This window comes from Methylobacterium sp. CM6241, from assembly GCF_054817845.1.
The window spans coordinates 208053-226934 of the sequence record NZ_CM139246.1; the positions used below are offsets into that span (position 1 = coordinate 208053).

Sequence of the window (18882 nt, forward strand, 5' to 3'; positions counted from 1 at the left end):
CGGCCGGAATGGCATCGGTTCGCGAGGATCGCCCGGAGGCAAGGCGACCCGCCATCGTCACGATGGGGACGCTCTTTCCGGACTGAGCGGCGCGAAGCCGGCCGTGGCCTCACTCGTCCGTGGAGAACATCTCGTCGAAGGAATAGCCGGAGCCGCGCACGGTGCGGATCGGGTCGCTCTGGCGCGGGCGGTTGATCGCCTTGCGCAGGCGGCCCACATGGACGTCCACCGTGCGCTCGTCGATATAGACGTCGTGGCCCCAGACCCCGTCGAGCAGCTGCTCGCGCGAGAACACGCGGCCGGGGCTCTGCATCAGGAATTCGAGGAGCTTGAACTCGGTGGGCCCGAGATGGATCTCGCGGCCCTGCCGGCGGATGCGGTGGCTGACCCGGTCGAGTTCGATATTGCCGGCCACCAGCAGGTCCGACACATGGGTCGGCTTGGCCCGCCGCAGGAGCGCACGCACCCGCGCGAGGAGCTCCGGCACCGAGAACGGCTTGACGATGTAATCGTCGGCGCCGGTGCCGAGGCCGCGGATGCGGTCGCCCTCCTCGCCCCGCGCCGTCAGCATGATCACCGGCAGCCGCTCGGTCTCCCGCCGTGCGCGGATGCGGCGGCACAGCTCGATGCCGGACAGGCCGGGCATCATCCAATCGAGCAGGACGAGATCGGGAACCTGCTCCTGAAGGCGCAGATCGGCCTCGTCGCCCCGCGCGGCGGAATCAACGACGAAGCCCTCCGCTTCCAGGTTGTAGCGGAGGAGGAGAGTGAGGGCCTCCTCGTCCTCGACGATCAGGATGCGCGTGTTCATGCGGATGTTTTCAGGGTGATGGCGACCGTCCCGGATGGACGCGACGGCCGCGCCGAGCGTGTGCTGGAGCGGCCGGCAGGGGCAGCGATCAGGCGCTGGCGGGCATCGACACGGTAGCGTAGTTCGACGCGTCGTTCTTCGGGCGGTCCCGCTCGGCGAGCTCGTTCGTGCCGGTGACGAGATAATGGATCGTCTCGGCGATGTTGGTGGTGTGATCGCCGATCCGCTCGATGTTCTTGGCGCAGAACAGGAGATGCGTGCAGAACGAGATGTTGCGCGGATCTTCCATCATGTAGGTCAGCAGCTCGCGGAAGAGCGAGTTGTAGAGGGCGTCGATGGAATCGTCGCGCTCCCAGACGTCGAGGGCGGCCTTCACGTCCTGGCTGCCATAGGCGTCGAGGACGTCCTTCAGCTGCTCCTGCACCAGGTCGCCCATATGCTGGACGCCGATGACGATCTTCTGCGGCTGGATCTGATCGGCGATGGCGACCACGCGCTTGGCGACGTTCTTGGACAGGTCGCCGATCCGCTCGAGATCGTTCGAGACGCGGATCGCCGATACCGTCTCGCGCAGGTCGATGGACAGCGGCTGGCGCTTGGCGATGAGCAGGATCGCCCGCTCCTCGACCTCGTGCTGGATCGCGTCCAGACGCTTGTCGGCGGCGATGACAGCCTGGGCCAGGGGCACGTCCCGGCGCACCAGGGCATTGCCGGAATCGGTCATCATCTTCTCGGCGATCCCGCCCATCTCGGAAATCGAGCGGCGCAGGTTTTCCAGTTCCGTGTCGTAGGAACTGACGATGTGGTTGGGCATGCTCGCACTCCTCGACCGAGGCCGCCCCTGGCAGCCCGCATCGCATAGGATCGGGACCGGTGCCGCGGAACGCGGCCCCGGCGGGCTCAGCCGAAGCGGCCGGTGATGTAGTCCTGGGTCTGGCGCTTCTCGGGGTTCATGAAGATCCGTGTCGTCGGGCCGAACTCGACCAGTTCGCCAAGATACATGAACGCCGTGAACTGCGAGATGCGCGCGGCCTGCTGCATGTTGTGGGTCACGATAACGATCGTGAATTCCGAGCGCAGCTGCTCGATCAGCTCCTCGATGCGGCCCGTGGAGATCGGGTCGAGGGCCGAGGTCGGCTCGTCGAACAGGATCACCTCGGGACGCTGGGCGACGGTGCGGGCGATGCAGAGACGCTGCTGCTGACCGCCGGAGAGACCCATGCCGGATTGCTTGAGCTTGTCCTTCACCTCGTCCCAGAGGGCGGCCTTGCGCAAGGATTCCTCGACGCGCACGTCGAGATCGGCCTTGGGCAGCTTCTCGTAGAGACGCAAGCCGAAGGCGACGTTGTCGTAGATCGACATCGGGAAGGGCGTCGGCTTCTGGAACACCATGCCGATGCGCGAGCGCAGCTCGTTCAGATCGACCTTCGAATCGAGCACGTTCTGCCCGTCGAGGAGGATCTCACCCTCGGCACGCTGCTCCGGATAGAGGCTGTAGATGCGGTTGAAGGTCCGCAGCAGGGTCGACTTCCCGCAGCCCGACGGGCCGATCAGGGCGGTGACCTGGCGGTCGTGGAAGTTGAGGTTGACCGACTTCAGGCCGTGGAACGAGCCGTAATAGAAGTTCAGGTCCTTCACGGCGATGCGGATGGGGGCCTGATCGTCGGCCTGGTGGCGACCGGTCAGCTGGGCCTGCGTGATCGCGGGAGCGGCGTTCATCGGATGCGTGTCCTTGTCGAAAACGGGGTGGGACGGGGGCGCGGGATCAGCGCGCCCGCTCGCTCTTGATGACGAAGCGGGCCACGATCGACAGGGCGAGGATCGTAGCGGTGATGAGGAGGGCGCCGGCCCAGGCGAGCTGCTGCCAGTTCGAGTAGGGCGAGAGCGCGAACTGGTAGATCATCACCGGAAGGTTGGGGATGCCGCCCATGAGGTTGGGCGAGAACCAGCTGTTGTTGTTGAGCGCGGTGAAGAGCAGCGGCGCGGTCTCGCCGGCGATGCGGGCGAGCGCCAGGATGATGCCGGTGACGATGCCGGCGCTGGCGCCGCGCCAGGTGATGCTCTTGATGACGATGGAGGGCGGGGCACCGAGGGCCGCGCCGGCCTCGCGCAGGGTCGAGGGCACGAGGCGCAGCATGTCCTCGGTGGTGCGCACGATCACCGGGGTGGCGATGATGGCGAGAGCCACGCCGCCGGCCCAGCCCGAATAGGTCCCCATCGGCCGCACCATCAGCGTGTAGACGAACAGGCCGATGAGGATCGAGGGGGCCGAGAGCAGGATGTCGTTGAGGAAGCGGATCACGTCGGCGAGCTTCGAGTTGCGGCCGTACTCGGCCAGATAGGTGCCGGCCATGACACCCACCGGCGTCGCGATGACGATGCCGATGAGGGTGAGGACCAGGCTGCCGAGGATGGCGTTGGCGATGCCGCCGCCTTCGGAGCCCGGGCCCGGCGTCGGCTCGGTGAAGAGCAGCGGCGAGAAGCCCTTCATGCCCTCGACGATGAGCATGAGCAGGATCGAGCCCAGCACGACGATACCGATCAGCGTGGCGACGGTGCTGCCGACGATGAGGAGCTTGTCGGCGACCCGGCGGCTCGACCGGACCCGGCTGACATGCGCCGGGGCCGCGGTTGTGGGGAGAGTGGTGACGGCGTCCATGATTCGGGCTCCCGGGGTCAGGCGACCTTCACGCGCCGGACGAGCAGGCGCGCGATGATCAGGACGATGAAGGTGATGATGAAGAGGATGCAGCCGAGCGCCATCAGCGAGTTGAGCTGCAGGCCGTCGGCCTCGTTGAACTCGTTGGCGATGCGCGAGGCGATGGTGGAGCCGGGATCGAAGATCGAGCCGGAGAGGCGGTTGGCGTTACCGATGACGAAGGTCACCGCCATGGTCTCGCCGAGCGCACGGCCGAGGCCGAGCATGACCGCGCCGATGATCGAGACCGAGGCCTGCGGCACCAGCACGTGGCGCACGACCTCCCAGGTGGTGCAGCCGATGCCGTAGGCGCTCTCGCGCAGCACGGTGGGGATCTGGTCGAGCATGTCGCGGGTGATCGAGGCGACGAAGGGCACGATCATGATCGCCAGGATGATGCCGGCGGTGAGGATGCCGACGCCCGAGGGGACGCGGGCGTAGAACAGCGTGCCGACGATGGGCATGCCCTCCACTACGCTCGAGACCGGCATCTGCACGTAATGGGCGAAGAGCGGCGCGAAGATGAACAGGCCCCACATGCCGTAGATGATGCTCGGCACCGAGGCGAGGAGCTCGATCGTCATCGAGACGGGCTTGCGCGCCCAGCCGGGGCAGAGCTGCGTGAGGTAGACCGCAATGCCGATGGAGATCGGCACGCCGATGAGGAGGGCGAGGACGGCCGAGACCAGGGTGCCGACGATGGCGACGAGAGCGCCGTACTGCTCCTGGCCGATGTTCCAGGAGCTGGAGGTGATGAAGCCGAGGCCGAATTCCGCGAAGGCCGGCCAGCCACCATAGGCGATCGAGGCGAGGATGCCCGCGAGGAAGAGGAGGACCAGCAGCGCCGACGCGTAGGAGGCGGCGCGGAAGAGCTGGTCGCCGAGGCCGCCCGGCTTCTTGCGAGCGGGGGAGCCCGTGCGGGCCAGCGAAATCTGTTCAGTCAAGGCGGCCATCCGACGTCTACTTCTTCACCTTGAGGGGTCGTATCGCGTGGGGAGACGGGTGGCGAGGTGTGTCGCCATGTCTTCTCGTGGAGCAGGCCCGACGCTTTCGCCGGGCCTGAGAGGGTGGTTCGGTCCGTGAGGACGTGCCTTAGAAGACGGGCTTGCCGTCCTTGCCCTTGATTTCCTTCCACTCGCTGTGGACGAGGGCGACGACGTTGTCGGGCAGCGGCACGTAGTCGAGATCGACGGCGAGCTTGTCGCCGTTCTTGTAGGCCCAATCGAAGAACTTGAGCACTTCCGCGGACTTGGCGGCGTCGGCCGGCTCTTTGTAGACGAGGATGAAGGTGGCCGCGGTGATCGGCCAAGCTTCGTCGCCGGCCTGGTTCACGAGGGAGATGCCGAAGCCGGGAGCGGCCTTCCAATCGGCGGAGGCGGCGGCAGCCTGGAACGCCTTGTCATCCGGGGCCGGGAACTTGCCGGCCTTGTTCTGGATCAGAGTGTAGCTGAGCTTGTTCTGCTTGGCGTAGGCCGATTCCACGTAGCCGATGGAGTTCGCGACCTGCTTGACGGTGGCAGTGACGCCCTCGTTGCCCTTGCCACCCTGGCCGGCGGGCCAGCTGACCGTGGTGGCCGCACCGAATTCCTTCTTCCAGCTCTCGGAAACCGCGCTGAGATAGGTGGTGAAGATGCTGGTCGTGCCGGAGGCATCCGAACGGTAGACCGGGGTGATCGGCGCGTCGGGGAGCTTAAGGCCATTGTTGAGGGCAGCGATCTTGGGGTCGCTCCACTTGGTGATCTTGTTGGCGTAGATGTCGGCGACGAGTTCGCCGGTGAGCTTGAGCTTGCCCGGCTCGACGCCGGCGATGTTCACCACGGTGACGACGCCGCCCATGACGGTGGGGAACTGGACGAAGCCGTCCTTCTCAAGGGCGGGGCCCTTCAGCGGGGCGTCGGTGGCGCCGAAATCGACGGTCTTGGCCTGGATCTGCTTGATGCCGCCGCCGGAGCCGATGGACTGGTAGTTCAGGCCCGTGCCGGTATCCTTGCGGTAGGCTTCAGCCCATTTCGAATAGACCGGGAAGGGGAAGGTCGCGCCGGCACCGGTGATGTCGGCGGCCTGGGCGACGGCGCCGAACTGTGCGGTCGCGAGCCCAATGGCGAGGGCGAAGTGGAAGGGTTTCACGGTGGCTCTCCGTAATCTGTCCGGGCGCTGTGCGTGCCGCGCTGCAAGAGCAATCCTGCTGCAGCGCACCGTTACCCGCCCGATCATGCTGGCTCTATGACGGAGCCATGACAGATCGATGACAGGAGCCGGCCGGCGACCGCTCAAGCGCTGTAGGACAGGGGGAAAACACGGTATGGACCGGGGCTCGAACGAGCGCGGCACGGTTTGACGGGCTCGTGCGTTATACGATTCGGCGATGTCGACGACGGAGCAGCCCGTCTCGCCAGCCGTCCTGGAAGGTCAGCATCTTGGAGAACGAATCGAGCATGACACCCGCCGGGGGTGATGGCGATGCCGATTTCCTCGCCCTGCACGAGCGTAGGGAGGACCTCGAACGCGACCTGGCTTTCGCCCAGCAGCGCCGGCAATTCGGGACCGATCCGGGCGAAGTGGAGAAGGCGGGCCAGGACGAGCGCGCCCTGCTGGCGGAGCTCGACGCGGTGATGACCCTGATCCGCGGCGCCGAGTATCAGCGCATGCCGGGAGCTCGCCGCTGGTAGCGGCGACCTCCGGAGAACGGGATCAGCCCACGCGGCGGCGATCGCGTTCCTTGTGCCGGAGGCGCAGGAGAAGGTCGATCTGACCGTCGGGGATCGGCTGCGTGTCGAACGTGTCTTCGTAGATCGCCCGAAGAGTGCCACCGAGATGGTGACGGGTCGGACTCGACAGGATCGGCATCCCATCCGCTTCGTTCACAGGCCGGGGATCGGTCTCACCGTCACCCAGATCCATCACGCGATCTCCCGATGTGCCGACGCGTTTCGCTAAGATTCCCTGCGTCGTGCTCGCATCATCGGCGAAGATGGTTAACCAAAGGTTAAGGTCGCGCCTCACGCATCCGTGGATTGAAGAAGTCGCGCCGCCGCCGCGCGGGCCTCGTCGGTCACCGTGGCACCGGCCAGCATCCGGGCGATCTCCTCGCGCCGCGCCGGGGCTTCGAGGGGCGAGACGCGGGTGGCGACCCGGTCGCGGCCCTTCACCGGGTCCTTGGCAATGAGGAAATGCGTCTCGGCCCGCGCGGCGACCTGAGGAGCATGGGTCACGGCCACGACCTGCACTCCGGCGGCGAGACGGGCGAGGCGGGCGCCGATGGCATCGGCCACGGCGCCGCCGACGCCGGTATCGATCTCGTCGAAGATCAGGGTCGGGGCCGAGCCCTTGTCGGCCAGCACCACCTTGAGGGCCAGCATGAAGCGCGAAAGCTCGCCGCCGGACGCAACCTTCATCATCGGGCCGGGCCGCGTTCCGGGATTGGTCTGGGCCCAGAACTCCACGCGCTCGTAGCCCGCCGGGTCCCGCGATTCGGGATCGGTGACGATCTCGGTGATGAAGCGGGCGCGCTCCAGCTTCAAGGGCGGCAATTCGGCCTTCACCGCGAGGTCGAGGGCCTTGGCGGCCTTGCGACGCCCCTCGCTGAGCTTGGTGGCGGCCTTAGCATAGGCGGCCTCGGCCTGGGCGAGGGTCGCCTCCAGGCCAGTGAGAGCCTCCTCGCCGGCATCGATGGCGGCCACATCCGCCTCGTAGCGCTGGCGCAGGGCGGCGAGGTCGTCCACCGGCACCTGATACTTGCGGGAGGCCGCACGGAGGGCGAACAGCCGCTCCTCGACCTGCTCCAACTCGCGCGGATCGAATTCCGATTCGCGCAACGCCGTGTCGAGGACGGAATGGGCCTCGTCGAGGGCGGCGAGCGCGGCATCCAGGGCGGCGATGCAGGGCTCGACCAGGGCCGGGATCTGGCTCGCCCGCCGCTCCAGCTTGCGCATCGCCGAGGAGAGGTGGGACACGGCCGAATTCGGGCCGCCCGCCGCCTCGATCGCCTCGGTCAGCTCGCGGGCCACCTTCTCGCTCTGCTGCATGACCAAGCGGCGCTCGGCCAGCGAGGTTTCCTCCCCGGCCTGGGGATCGAGCGTTTCAAGCTCCGAGGCCGCATGGCGCAGGAAATCGACCTCCTTGCGGGCGGCCTCGACCCTGGCGCGATGCTCGGCCAGGGCGGAGCGGGCGGTGCGCACGCGCTTGGCCGCCTCCCCCACCACCGCCAGGGGCGCGTGCAGGCCGCCGAACGCGTCGAGGATGGCGCGGTGGGTGCCGGGATCGGCCAAGGCGCGATCGTCGTGCTGGCCGTGGATCTCCACGAGCGTGGCGCCGATCGCCCGCAGCACCTGCACGCCGACGGCCTGATCGTTGACGAAGGCGCGGGTACGGCCGTCCGCCATCTGCACGCGGCGCAGGATCAGGTCGCCCTCGGTATCGATATCGGCCTCGGCCGCGAGGCGGCGGGCGGGATGGTCGAGGGGCACATCGAAGACGGCGGTGACGCCGCCCTGCCCTTCGCCATGGCGCACCAGGCCGCCATCGCCGCGCCCGCCCAGGGCCAGCGCGAAGGCGTCGAGCAGGATCGACTTGCCCGCGCCGGTCTCCCCGGTCAGGACGCTGAGGCCTTCGCGGAAATTCAGGGCGAGCTTATCGATGAGAACGATGTCGCGGATCGCGAGCTGACTCAGCATGCCGCGGGTTTGGCCTCGTTGGATACGGTGGCCACGTCTTACGGCGAAGCGGCGGCGGCTTCACTCGAAAAATGGCCCGCGAACGAAAGCGTGTCGTCGCGGGCCGGATCGAGCGGCTAGGGCTCGTTTGTCGCCGAACCGGTATCCGCTTCGGCGTAGAGCGCTCAGCGGGCGTCGGCGGTGCGGCCGATGACGCCGCGATAGACCTTGCTGAGCCAGGAGGACTTCTCCTCGCGCGGCTCCAGGCCACCGTTCTGGAGGAGCGCGAACGCATCCTTGTACCAGGGGCTGTCGGGGAAGTTGTGGCCGAGCACGGCGGCGGCGGTCTGTGCCTCGGCGGTGATGCCGAGCGCCATGTAGGCCTCCACCAGACGCTCCAGCGCTTCCTCGGCGTGGCGGGTCGTCTGGTACTTGCTCACCACGTCGCGGAAGCGGTTGATCGCGGCGGGGAAGTTGCGGCGCTCCAGGTAGAAGCGGCCGACTTCCATCTCCTTGCCGGCGAGCTGGTCGCGGGTGATCTGGATCTTGGCCTTGGCATCGGCCGCGTATTCGGAGGTCGGGTATTTCTGGACGAGCTCCTGCAGACCGGCCAGCGCCTTCTCGGAGCGGTCCTGGTCGCGGGTCACGTCGGGGATCTGCTTATAATGCGACATCGCCATCAGGTACTGGGCGTAGGCCGCGTCCTTGCTCGCCGGATGGCGCTGCAGGTAGCGCTTCGAGGCGTTGATCGCGTCGTCGTATTTCTGGCCCTCGTAATTCGAGTAGGCCGTCATCAGCAGCGCTTTGCGCGACCAGTCCGAATAGGCATAGGCCTTGTCGAGTTCGCCGAACTTCTTCGACGCGCCCTCGAAATCCTTGTCCTCCATCTTGGCCAAGCCCTCGCTGTAGAGCTTGTCGGCCGGGACGTCGGGAATGATCTCGGGCTTGTACTTCTCGGCGAAGGGATTGATCGAGTCGAGGGTGTCGCAGCCGCCGAGGCCGAGGCCGCAGAGCGCCAGGAGCACGAAAGCCGTCGCCCCGCGGTTACGATCGTTGAGACGCATTCCGGTTCCCCCAACAGATGCGCCCGGCAAGGGGGCCGCATCGTCAAGCCATACAAATGTCGGTCGAGCGGCTGACGGCACGGTGCCACGGCCCATGTGCCTCTATGGGGCACACGCGACCTCGCCTCTTGTCACGGACGCTTTACCAGTGGCGTCCGATTTGGGCGTGAAAGCGGCGGCCGAGAGGCTGACGCAATCGAAGCGAGGGTGTTGCTGAGAGGTTACAGGTCGCTGGCGAAGGCGGCGAGGCCGAGACCGACGCCGAATTCCGGGCGGGAGGTCTCGCGGCGGGCGCCGGCGGCTTCGAGGATCGTGTAGTTGGCGCGGTCGGCGAAGAGCGCGTCGAGGACGCCGACATTCATCCGGTGGCCGCCGCAATAGGAGCGGTAGGCGCCCTGGATCGGCAGGCCGGCGAGGGCCAGGTCGCCGACGGCATCGAGATACTTGTGCCGCACGAACTCGTCGGCGTAGCGCAGGCCCTCGGGGTTGACGACGGCGTTGTCGCCGACCGCCACGGTGTTCTCGAGGGAGGCGCCGAGCGCGAAGCCGGCTTTCCAGTAGCGCTCCACGTCCTTCATCATGCCGAAGGTGCGGGCATTGGCGATTTCGCGGCGGTAGGAGGCGGGGTTCAGGTCCATCGCCTTGCGGCTGCGGCCGATCACCGGGTTCTCGAAGTCGATCTCCACGTCGAGGCGGAAGCCGCGGTCGATGGGGCAGAGTTCGGCGAAGGCGCGGCCTACCTCGATGCGGACGGTGCGGAGCACCTTGATCCAGCGGCGGGGCGCCCCGCAGGTGGTGATGCCGATGGCGTCGATGGCTTCGACGTAGAGGCGGGCGCTGCCGTCCAGGATCGGCATTTCCGGCCCGTCGATCTCGACGAGGACGTTGTCGATGCCGAGCCCGTAGAGGGCGGACATCAGATGCTCGATGGTGGCGACCGCACCGCTCTCCACGTCACCGATGACGGTGCACAACTCGGTGGCGGAGACGCAGGCGTGGTGGGCCTTGATGAGCCGGTCGTGACCGGTGGGCATTCCGGTACGGAGGAAGCAGATTCCGTGATTGGCCGCAGCGGGATGGAGAGTGATCTCCACCGGCTTGCCGGAATGGACGCCGATGCCACGAAGCGTGGCCGGGCCCTTGAGAGTTGTTTGTTGGTTCGTCCGCATTCCCTAGCCCTCGGCCGTGATCAGGCTCGCTCTCCCTGGATTACGGGATTGCGCCGCCTCTGCGATCCGTCCGCTGCTTGAAGCCCCTGCGAGCGCTGACGGCGAAACCGCCGCGCCTTTTTCGTTCCAAAAATTGTATACGCGGGGCCCGAAGCGTTAGCCAAATCACGCTTTCTTACGCTCTGTTACAGACACGCTTTCCGGAGACGTTCTGGATAACCGTTTTCGGACAAGGACTTAAAACGAGGTTAAGCCCGGGGTCCTGAGACCCCGGGCTTGTTGCATAAACACCGCTACGGACGCTTAGCGTGGCGTTTCAGTTCGCCTGACGACGCAGGAAGGCCGGGATTTCGAGCTGGTCGTCATCCATCAGACGGGGCTGGGGGGCCACACGTCCCTGTGGATCGAGGTTGCCCTGAGCCGGACGGTAGGCCGGAGGAGCCGCCACGGGTGCCCGTTTGGCGTATTCCGGCTGGGGCGCCGGCTGCGGGGCAGGCGCGCGCATCTGCGGCAGCGGGGCGGTCTCGGCCTCCTCGCGGCGTCCGCCGAAGCCGACGGTGGCAAGGCGGCGCAGCAGCGTCATCCGCTTGGAATCCCCTGCCGGCTCGGCCGGCTCCACGGCGTTCCTGGCGCGAAGCTGAGCCTGGCCGGGCATCGGCAGATCCTGGATCTGCGGCATGCGCGGGGCGCGGGCCACCGCCACCGCCGGACGCGGCGGCACGAACGGGCCGGCGGCCTGCTGCACCGGGGCCGGAGCCTGGACCGGAGCCGGAGCCGGCTCGTAGGCCACGGCCGTCCGCGACGGCATCTGGGTCAGGACGACCTCGTCGTGAACGATCGGGGCGGCGGGAGCTTCCATGCGCACGGATTCGGGGGCCATGGCCACCGGCTCGGACGCCACCGGGCGCGGAGCCTGCGGCTGGACCGGCGCCTGGGGCGCGGGGGCGTTGCCGGTCAGCGGCTGCTCTTGTCCGGGGGCACGAAAGGTGGGGGCGGGCTGTGCCGCCCTGGCCCTCGCTTCCGCACGCAGGCGCTCGGCCACTTCAGCGATCCGCTGCTCGGTCTGGACGATCTCGGGGTTGTTCTGCGAATGCGCGGTGATCAGCGCCGGCTCGATGCCGGTGGCGACCACGGAGACGCGGATGATGCCGTCGAGGCTCTCGTCGAACGTGGCGCCGAGGATGATGTTGGCGTCCGAATCCACCTCTTCGCGAATCCGCGTCGCGGCTTCGTCGAGCTCGTAGAGGGTGAGGTCGTTGCCGCCCGTGATCGAGATCAGCAGGCCGCGCGCGCCCTTCATCGACACGTCGTCGAGGAGCGGGTTGGCGATGGCGGCTTCGGCGGCGCGGTTGGCGCGCTTCTCGCCGGAGGCCTCGCCGGTGCCCATCATGGCCTTGCCCATGCCGCGCATGATCGCGCGGACGTCGGCGAAGTCGAGGTTGATGAGGCCTTCCTTGACCATCAGGTCGGTGATGCAGGCGACGCCCGAATAGAGCACCTGGTCGGCCATGGCGAAGGCGTCGGCGAAGGTGGTCTTCTCGTTGGCGACCCGGAACAGGTTCTGGTTCGGGATCACGATGAGGGTGTCGACGGCGGCCTGGAGCTCCTGGATGCCGGCTTCGGCGGTGCGCATGCGGCGCACGCCCTCGAACTGGAACGGCTTCGTGACGACGCCGACGGTGAGGATGCCCATGTCACGGGCGGCGCGGGCGATGACCGGAGCCGCACCGGTGCCGGTGCCGCCGCCCATACCGGCGGTGATGAAGCACATGTGGGCGCCGGAGAGCTGGTCACGGATCTCGTCGATGACCTCGTCGGCGGCGGCCGAACCGACTTCGGGATGCGAGCCGGCGCCGAGGCCCTGCGTCACGCCGAGACCCATCTGGATCACGCGCTCGGCCTTGGAGGAGGTGAGCGCCTGGGCGTCGGTGTTGGCGACGACGAACTCGCAGCCGAGGAGGCCCGATTCGATCATGTTGTTGACGGCGTTGCCGCCGGCTCCGCCGACACCGAAGACGGTGATGCGGGGCTTGAGTTCGCGGATATCCGGCGCTTGCAGACTGATGGCCATGGTGTCGAGCCTCTCGTGCCTTTCACGTTTCATTTGACGACCTCTCGGTGAGACCGCCGATGTGCTTGTGTCGGGTCCGGCGCCGATCCCCTTCTGGGGCGTCGGGCAACCGGTCCCGGCGTTCCTAGAAACTCTCGCGCAACCAGCGGTACACGCGGGGGATGTAGCCGTCGGTTCCGGTGCCCGCGAAGGCGCTGTGCCCGCGCGGCTCGAAATGTTCCGCATGCGCCACCTGCGGGTAGACCAGCAGGCCGACCGCGGCGGAGAAGGCGGGGCCCTTGGCGGCCTCGGGAAGGCCGCGGATGCCGAGCGGCCGGCCGATCCGGACCTGACCCTGCATCACCCGGCGGGCGACCTCCGGCAGTCCGACGAGCTGGCTCGCGCCCCCCGTCAGCACCACCCGGCGGCCGGCCTGGGCGGCGAAGCCGGCGTTGCGGAGACGATCGCGAACGAGTTCGACGATCTCCTCCACCCGGGGCTTGATGATCCGCACGAGGTGCGAGCGCGGCACGTGGGTCGGCGCGTCGCCCTCGTCCTCGCCGACGCCGTGGACCGCGATCATGTCGCGCTCGTCGGAGGCGGTGGAGATCGCCGAACCGTAGAGGGTCTTGAGACGCTCGGCCGCCACCACGCGGGTGGAGAGGCCGCGGGCGATGTCCATGGTGACGTGGTGGCCGCCCACCGCCAGGGCGTCCACATGGACGAGGTGCCCGCCCTCGAACACGCCGAAGCTGGTGGTTCCGCCGCCCATGTCGACGACGCAGACGCCCATCTCGGCCTCGTCGTCGACGAGGGCGGAGAGGCCGGCGGCGTAGGGGGTGGCGATCACCGCCTCGACGCCGAGATGGCAATGCTCCACCGCGAGCATCAGGTTGCGGGCGGCGGCCGCCTCCGCCGTGACCACGTGGAGGTCGACGCCGAGCGACTCGCCGATCATCCCGGTGGGGTCGATGACCGCGCCCTGGCCGTCGATGGCGTAGCCGGTGGGAAGGGCATGGAGCACGGTCCGGCCGTGGCTGACGCCGTGGGCACTCGCCGTCTCCAGGGCGCGCTCGACATCCGAGCTCATGACGGTGCCGGTGCGGACACCGACATGCGCCTCGAAATGCTGCGAGCCGAGGCGGCCGCCGGACATGTTGACGATGACCGACTGGACCTCGACCTTCGCCATCCGCTCGGCGGCGTGGACCGCCTGGCGGATCGCCCCTTCGGCGGCTTCGAGATCGACGATGGCACCGCCCTTGAGGCCGTGAGAGCGCTGATGTCCGATGCCGATGATGCGGGCGAAATGGGTCCGTCCGCGCAGGGTGGTGAGAGCCTCGGCCGGCTGGAGCTCGGCGATGAGGCAGACGACCTTGCTCGTGCCGATGTCGAGCACCGAGAGGATGGTGCTCCGGCGCGCGGAGAGCGGTTTCATACGCGGCGTCAGGCCGTGTTGCGCGTGCATCGGATTACCGGGCGAAGGAGGCGGGAAGGGCGGGCTGGCGGGACGCGAGAGGCGCCGGACGAATCGTACGGCTCATGTCTCTGTCCCCTTGCCCTTCGGCTTCTTCTTCTGGGATTCGGCGCGGGTGGCGGCCGCCTCCTCCGTGAGCCGCACCACCACCCGGTCGGGCAGTCGCAGGTCCACGGCGATGATGTCCTTCTCGAGGATGCGGCTGTCGCGCTCGAGCTTGGCGAGGCGGGCCAGGGCCTCTGCGGCCCCGGTCTCGGGCAGGCGGATGTCGACGCCGTCGAGCTTCAGGGTCCAGCGCCGGCCGGAGACGTAGGTGCCGGCCTTGACCCGCTCGCCGAGATCGCCCGCCGCCTCGATGAGGGCGAGGTAATCCTTGAGGCGCTCGTTGGCTTCTTCACCCACCACGAGGGGGAGCGCGGCGTAACGGTCGTCGCGCATCTCGTCGATGACGGTGCCGTCGGCGGCGATGACCGAGATCTCGCCGTTGCGCTGCCACAGGGCGGCGGGCTCACGCTCGACCTGGTTGATGACGATCTCGTTCGGATAGACCTTGCGCACCGAGACGCTGGCGATCAGCGGCACGTCGAGGAGGCGCTGGCGCGCTTCGGCGACGTCGAGGAAGACCACGGAAGAATGACCGTCGATGCCGGCGGCCTGCAGCACTTCCCGCTCATAGAGCCGGGAGATGCCCGAAATGGTAACGCGCTCGACGCCGAAACCGGCGAGGCGGGCGAGGACGTCGGAGGGACGGCCGTTCTCGAGCACGAAGCGGTCGTAGCGGCCGCTGGCGACGAAACCGGTGATCGACAGGGCGGCGAAGGCCACCGTGACGGTCAGCGTGCCCGCATGACGCGGGATGCGCCGCTCGATCGGCTGGGCGAGCCGCGCACGGCGCGACCGCATGAAGGGGCGTACCAGCCGGGGCAAGCGCGCCGCCAGACCGGCGACGAGCGAGCCCGGACCGGGCGCGGGGGTTCCGTCGACGCCAGCCTGACCGGCTGCGTTCAACGACCCAGAGTAGCGTCCTCCACCATCCATCGGACGAGCTCACCGAAACTCAAGCCAGCGTAGGCTGCGATCTCCGGCACAAGGCTCGTCTTGGTCATCCCGGGCTGCGTGTTGACCTCCAGGACGACGAGGGCACCGGTTCCACCCGGTGTGTCGTCGTATCGAAGGTCCGCACGGCTGATGCCCCGGCATCCAAGTGCTTGATGCGCCGTTAACGACAACTCTTGGACACGCTGGTAAATTTTTGGTTTAATTTCTGCCGGGAGAACGTGGATCGACCCCCCCTCGGCGTACTTCGCATCGAAGTCGTACCACTCCCCCGAGGCGGGCTTGATCTCGATGACACCGAGGGCCTTGTCCCCCATCACCGCGCAGGTGAGCTCGCGGCCCGCAATGTAAGTCTCTGCAAGGACTTGCTCCCCATAGACCCACTCGTCCGAGGCGAGAATCTGGGGCGGATGGGAGCGACCGTCCTGGACGATGATGACGCCCATGGAGGAGCCCTCGGCGATGGGTTTGATCACGTAGGGAGGAGTTAACGGGTGTGCCTTCGCGGCATCATGACGGTTAACGATCAGCCCCTCCGGTACGCTCACCCCGGCCGCCTTCATGATCGTTTTGGCACGTTCCTTATGCATCGCCAGGGCCGAGGCCAGGACGCCCGAATGGGTGTAGGGGATCGCCAAGATCTCCAAAAGTCCCTGGATCGTGCCGTCCTCGCCGGCCGGGCCGTGCAGGGCGTTGAGGGCTACGTCGGGCCGCAGCTCCGTGAGCACGGTGGCGATGTCCGGTCCGACATCGACCTGCGTGACGCGGAACCCCTCCCCTTGGAGGGCTTCCGCGCAGGCGCTGCCCGAGTTCAGGGAGACCTGACGCTCGGAGGACCATCCGCCCATCAGGACGGCGACGTGCTTGGACATTTCCAATTCCTTCCGATGCCGCGTCGTTGGCCATGGCCGTGACGCGCTCGCCCTTGGTTCTGCTCGGCAGACGGTCTCGTGGTTCCGAGAATCGTTGTGCCGAGAATCGTCGTGCGATTCGGGCCACCTCTAGCCGGGTGTCGAGGCCGGGACACCGATTCGCTTGATCTCCCAATGCAGCTCGACGCCCGAATGCTCGCGCACCCGGCGGCGGACCTCCTCGCCGAGCCCCTCGATATCGGCGGCGGTGGCGCCGTCGCGGTTGATCAGGAAGTTGCAGTGCATCTCCGAGACCTGGGCCCCACCCATGGTGAGCCCCCGGCAGCCGGCCGCATCGACGAGCTGCCACGCCTTGCCGCCCGGCGGGTTCTTGAAGGTCGATCCGCCGGTGCGCTCGCGGATCGGCTGGGCCGCCTCGCGAGCGGCGGTGACGCGGTCCATCTCGGCCTCGATGGCGTGGCGGTCGCCGGGACGGCCCCGGAACAGCGCACTCGTGAAGATCACGTCCTCGGGCGAGGCGCTGTGACGGTAGGTGAAGCCCATTTCCGCATGGGTGAAGCACCGCAGCTTGCCCATGCGGTCGATGCCGCGCGCCTCCACCAGCACGTCGGTGGTCTCCCCGCCATGGGCGCCGGCATTCATGCGCAGCGCGCCGCCGATGGAGCCGGGAATGCCCCGGAAGAAGGCCAACCCATCGAGGGACGCCTCGGCCGCCGCCTTGGCGAGGCGCATGTCCGGCACCGCGGTCCCGGCCCGCAGGGTCTCGCCGTCGATCTCCACGGAACCGAAGGCCTTGCCGCCGAGCCGGATCGTGACGCCGGGAATGCCACCGTCGCGGACGATCAGGTTCGAGCCGAGGCCGATCACGGTGACCGGAGTTTCCGGGTCGAGGGCGCCCAGGAGGTGCGCGAGGTCCTCCTCATCGGCCGGCGTGAACAGAACCTGTGCCGGCCCGCCGACGCGGAACCAGGTGAGGTCGGCGAGCGACGGATTCGCCAAGAGCCGCCCACGCAGGGCGGGCGCGGCGGCGCGGATGGCGGGGGTGATGTCGGGAAAGGCGGTCATGGGAGCACCTCCCCTCTCCCCGCTTGCGGGGAGAGGGCCTCGTCCCCCTTGTCGGGGACGAGGCGAGCGGAGCGAAGGTGAGGGGGCGCCACTGGAAATGACTCTCCGGGAATCGCCCCCTCACCCTCGCCCTGCGGGCTCGTCGCGCCGACGACGAGGTCGTCGCGACCCTCTCCCCGCAAGCGGGGAGAGGGGGGCAAAGCGGCTCGGATCGTGTCCATGACGCCAGCGATGTTGTTCATGATCTCAGCATTCCAAAAGCGCAGGACGCGATAGCCCCTCGCAGACAACCACGCATCCCTAACGCGATCCGGCAGACTATCCGCATGCTGGCCGCCATCGGCCTCGACGATGAGCCTCGCTTCGCGACAGGCGAGATCGGCGATGTAGGGGCCGATGCTCTCCTGGCGCGTGAACTTGAAGCCTGCGAGGCGTCGATCGCGAAGGTGATGCCAGAGACGGCGCTCCGCATCGGTCTGCTCCCGTCTCAGATGCCGGCGAAATCCCGTTCGTCTCGGATCGCCGGCACGCATCCCATCCTCACCCCTGCAACGCCGCCAATTCGCCCGGCAGGGCGTAGGCCCATTGCGTGATGTTGCCGGCGCCGAGGCACACGACGTAATCGCCGGGCTTGGCGCGGGTGGCCACGAGGCCGGCGAGGTCTTCGGTGCGCTCCAAGGCGAGGGCGTCGCGGTGGCCGCGCGACTTCAGGCCCGAGACGAGGCCGTCGCGGTCCATGCCCTCGATCGGGGCTTCGCCGGCCGCGTAGACGGGGGCGACGATGACCGTGTCGGCATCGTTGAAGCAGGTGCAGAAATCGTCGAACAGCGAGGCGAGCCGGGTGTAGCGGTGCGGCTGGACGATGGCGACGACGTTGCCCTCGGTGGAGGCGCGGGCGGCCTTCAGCACCGCCTTGATCTCCACCGGATGGTGTCCGTAATCGTCGAAGATCAGCGCGCCGTTCCACTCGCCGGTCTTGGTGAAGCGGCGCTTGACGCCGCCGAACCCGGCCAGTGCCTTGCGGATCGCCTCCGGCTCGACGCCGAGCTCGTGCGCGACGGCGAGGGCCGCGGTGGCGTTGAGCGCATTGTGCTTGCCCGGCATGGGGAGGACCAGATCCTCCATCTCCATGCGGAAACCGGGGCGCCGGTCGCGGATCATGACGCGGAAGCGGCTCTGGCCGCCGCGCAGGTCCACGTCGATGAGGCGGACATCGGCCTGCGGGTTCTCGCCGTAGGTGATGATGCGGCGATCCTCGATATGCCCCACGAGGTCCTGCACCACCGGATGGTCGATGCACATGACGGCGAAGCCGTAGAAGGGGATGTTGTCGATGAAGCGCCGGAACGCGTCCTTGACCGCCTCGAACGAGCCGAAATGGTCGAGATGCTCGGGGTCGATATTGGTGACGATGGCGACGTCGGCGGGAAGCTTCAGGAAGGTGCCGTCGGATTCATCGGCCTCCACCACCATCCACTCACCCTCGCCCATGCGGGCATTGGTGCCGTAGGCGTTGATGATGCCGCCATTGATGACGGTGGGGTCGAGGTTGCCGGCATCGAGCAGCGTCGCCACCAGCGACGTCGTCGTGGTCTTGCCATGCGTGCCCGCGATGGCGACGCAGGATTTGAAGCGCATCAGCTCGGCCAGCATCTCGGCGCGGCGCACCACCGGCAGGCGGCGCTCGCGGGCGGCGATGAGCTCGGGATTGTCGCGCCGGATCGCCGTGGAGACCACCACGAGGGCGGCCTCCTCCACGTTCTGCGCGGCATGGCCGATGAAGGTCTTCATGCCCTTCTCGGCCAGCCGCCGCACATTGGCGTTGTCGTTGGCGTCCGACCCCTGCACCGTGTAGCCGAGATTCGACATGACCTCGGCGATGCCGGACATGCCGATGCCGCCGATGCCGATGAAATGGATGGGGCCGAGCTTGTCGGGCAGCTTCATGGTGTGACTCAGTCTCGTCGT

The 18882-nt window shown here is 67.8% G+C and carries 18 protein-coding genes; 1 reads left to right on the top strand and 17 read right to left on the bottom strand.

Annotated elements, in window-relative coordinates; genetic code table 11:
- Window positions 1-109: 109 nt before the first annotated feature.
- The 6 genes from phoB to pstS all read right to left on the bottom strand — a co-directional run bounded on the left by phoB (window position 110) and on the right by pstS (window position 5636).
- Complete coding sequence (gene phoB, locus ACYQR9_RS00995; protein WP_056434508.1) at window positions 110-811, bottom strand: phosphate regulon transcriptional regulator PhoB; 702 nt, start codon at window positions 809-811, stop codon at window positions 110-112.
- Between the two features lie 88 nt (window positions 812-899).
- Window positions 900-1625, bottom strand: coding sequence for a phosphate signaling complex protein PhoU (gene phoU / locus ACYQR9_RS01000; protein ID WP_056434510.1), 726 nt, complete (start codon window positions 1623-1625; stop codon window positions 900-902).
- A gap of 86 nt (window positions 1626-1711) precedes the next feature.
- Window positions 1712-2530 (bottom strand): phosphate ABC transporter ATP-binding protein PstB, encoded by an 819-nt coding sequence (gene pstB, locus ACYQR9_RS01005; RefSeq protein WP_056434512.1) that lies wholly within the window; start codon window positions 2528-2530, stop codon window positions 1712-1714.
- A gap of 46 nt (window positions 2531-2576) precedes the next feature.
- Entirely contained in the window at window positions 2577-3470 is an 894-nt protein-coding gene (pstA, locus tag ACYQR9_RS01010; protein WP_419951378.1) for a phosphate ABC transporter permease PstA, read from the bottom strand.
- Between the two features lie 17 nt (window positions 3471-3487).
- A complete protein-coding gene (pstC, locus tag ACYQR9_RS01015) occupies window positions 3488-4462 on the bottom strand; it encodes a phosphate ABC transporter permease subunit PstC (RefSeq protein ID WP_056434516.1) in 975 nt (324 codons plus the stop codon).
- 139 nt (window positions 4463-4601) lie between these two features.
- On the bottom strand, window positions 4602-5636 hold the full coding sequence (gene pstS, locus ACYQR9_RS01020) for a phosphate ABC transporter substrate-binding protein PstS (RefSeq protein WP_461228394.1): 1035 nt from the start codon (window positions 5634-5636) through the stop codon (window positions 4602-4604).
- A 308-nt stretch (window positions 5637-5944) separates the two neighbouring features.
- On the opposite strand from pstS, the gene ACYQR9_RS01025 reads away from it, so the two are divergent.
- The gene (locus tag ACYQR9_RS01025; RefSeq protein WP_056434520.1) at window positions 5945-6178 is read left to right on the top strand and encodes a hypothetical protein; all 234 of its coding nucleotides are present in this window, start codon (window positions 5945-5947) and stop codon (window positions 6176-6178) included.
- A gap of 22 nt (window positions 6179-6200) precedes the next feature.
- Here the strand turns inward: ACYQR9_RS01025 and ACYQR9_RS01030 are convergent, their stop codons facing one another.
- The 11 genes from ACYQR9_RS01030 to murC form a co-directional block, all read right to left on the bottom strand.
- Window positions 6201-6410 carry a hypothetical protein gene (locus ACYQR9_RS01030; protein ID WP_056434523.1) on the bottom strand — a complete coding sequence of 70 codons (210 nt, stop codon included), beginning with the start codon at window positions 6408-6410 and terminating at the stop codon, window positions 6201-6203.
- Window positions 6411-6508: 98 nt separating this feature from the next.
- Window positions 6509-8182 carry a DNA repair protein RecN gene (gene recN, locus ACYQR9_RS01035; protein WP_461228395.1) on the bottom strand — a complete coding sequence of 558 codons (1674 nt, stop codon included), beginning with the start codon at window positions 8180-8182 and terminating at the stop codon, window positions 6509-6511.
- A gap of 164 nt (window positions 8183-8346) precedes the next feature.
- A complete protein-coding gene (locus ACYQR9_RS01040) occupies window positions 8347-9225 on the bottom strand; it encodes an outer membrane protein assembly factor BamD (RefSeq protein ID WP_419951375.1) in 879 nt (292 codons plus the stop codon).
- Window positions 9226-9446: 221 nt separating this feature from the next.
- Window positions 9447-10394: a UDP-3-O-acyl-N-acetylglucosamine deacetylase gene (gene lpxC, locus ACYQR9_RS01045; RefSeq protein WP_461228396.1), complete on the bottom strand. Its 948-nt coding sequence runs from the start codon at window positions 10392-10394 to the stop codon at window positions 9447-9449.
- 316 nt (window positions 10395-10710) lie between these two features.
- Window positions 10711-12465, bottom strand: coding sequence for a cell division protein FtsZ (gene ftsZ, locus ACYQR9_RS01050; protein WP_419951374.1), 1755 nt, complete (start codon window positions 12463-12465; stop codon window positions 10711-10713).
- A 124-nt stretch (window positions 12466-12589) separates the two neighbouring features.
- Window positions 12590-13912 (bottom strand): cell division protein FtsA, encoded by a 1323-nt coding sequence (gene ftsA, locus ACYQR9_RS01055; protein ID WP_056434532.1) that lies wholly within the window; start codon window positions 13910-13912, stop codon window positions 12590-12592.
- Window positions 13913-13984: 72 nt separating this feature from the next.
- On the bottom strand, window positions 13985-14959 hold the full coding sequence (locus tag ACYQR9_RS01060) for a cell division protein FtsQ/DivIB (RefSeq protein WP_311276641.1): 975 nt from the start codon (window positions 14957-14959) through the stop codon (window positions 13985-13987).
- Window positions 14926-15849, bottom strand: a complete 924-nt coding sequence (locus ACYQR9_RS01065) for a D-alanine--D-alanine ligase (RefSeq protein ID WP_461228397.1) — start codon at window positions 15847-15849, stop codon at window positions 14926-14928. The genes ACYQR9_RS01060 and ACYQR9_RS01065 overlap by 34 nt, the downstream gene beginning before the upstream one ends.
- A gap of 129 nt (window positions 15850-15978) precedes the next feature.
- Window positions 15979-16914, bottom strand: a complete 936-nt coding sequence (gene murB, locus ACYQR9_RS01070; RefSeq protein ID WP_461228398.1) for a UDP-N-acetylmuramate dehydrogenase — start codon at window positions 16912-16914, stop codon at window positions 15979-15981.
- Window positions 16911-17447, bottom strand: a complete 537-nt coding sequence (locus ACYQR9_RS01075; RefSeq protein WP_461228399.1) for an endonuclease domain-containing protein — start codon at window positions 17445-17447, stop codon at window positions 16911-16913. The genes murB and ACYQR9_RS01075 overlap by 4 nt, the downstream gene beginning before the upstream one ends.
- 7 nt (window positions 17448-17454) lie before the next feature.
- Window positions 17455-18861, bottom strand: a complete 1407-nt coding sequence (gene murC / locus ACYQR9_RS01080) for a UDP-N-acetylmuramate--L-alanine ligase (RefSeq protein ID WP_056434542.1) — start codon at window positions 18859-18861, stop codon at window positions 17455-17457.
- Between the last annotated feature and the right edge of the window lie 21 nt (window positions 18862-18882).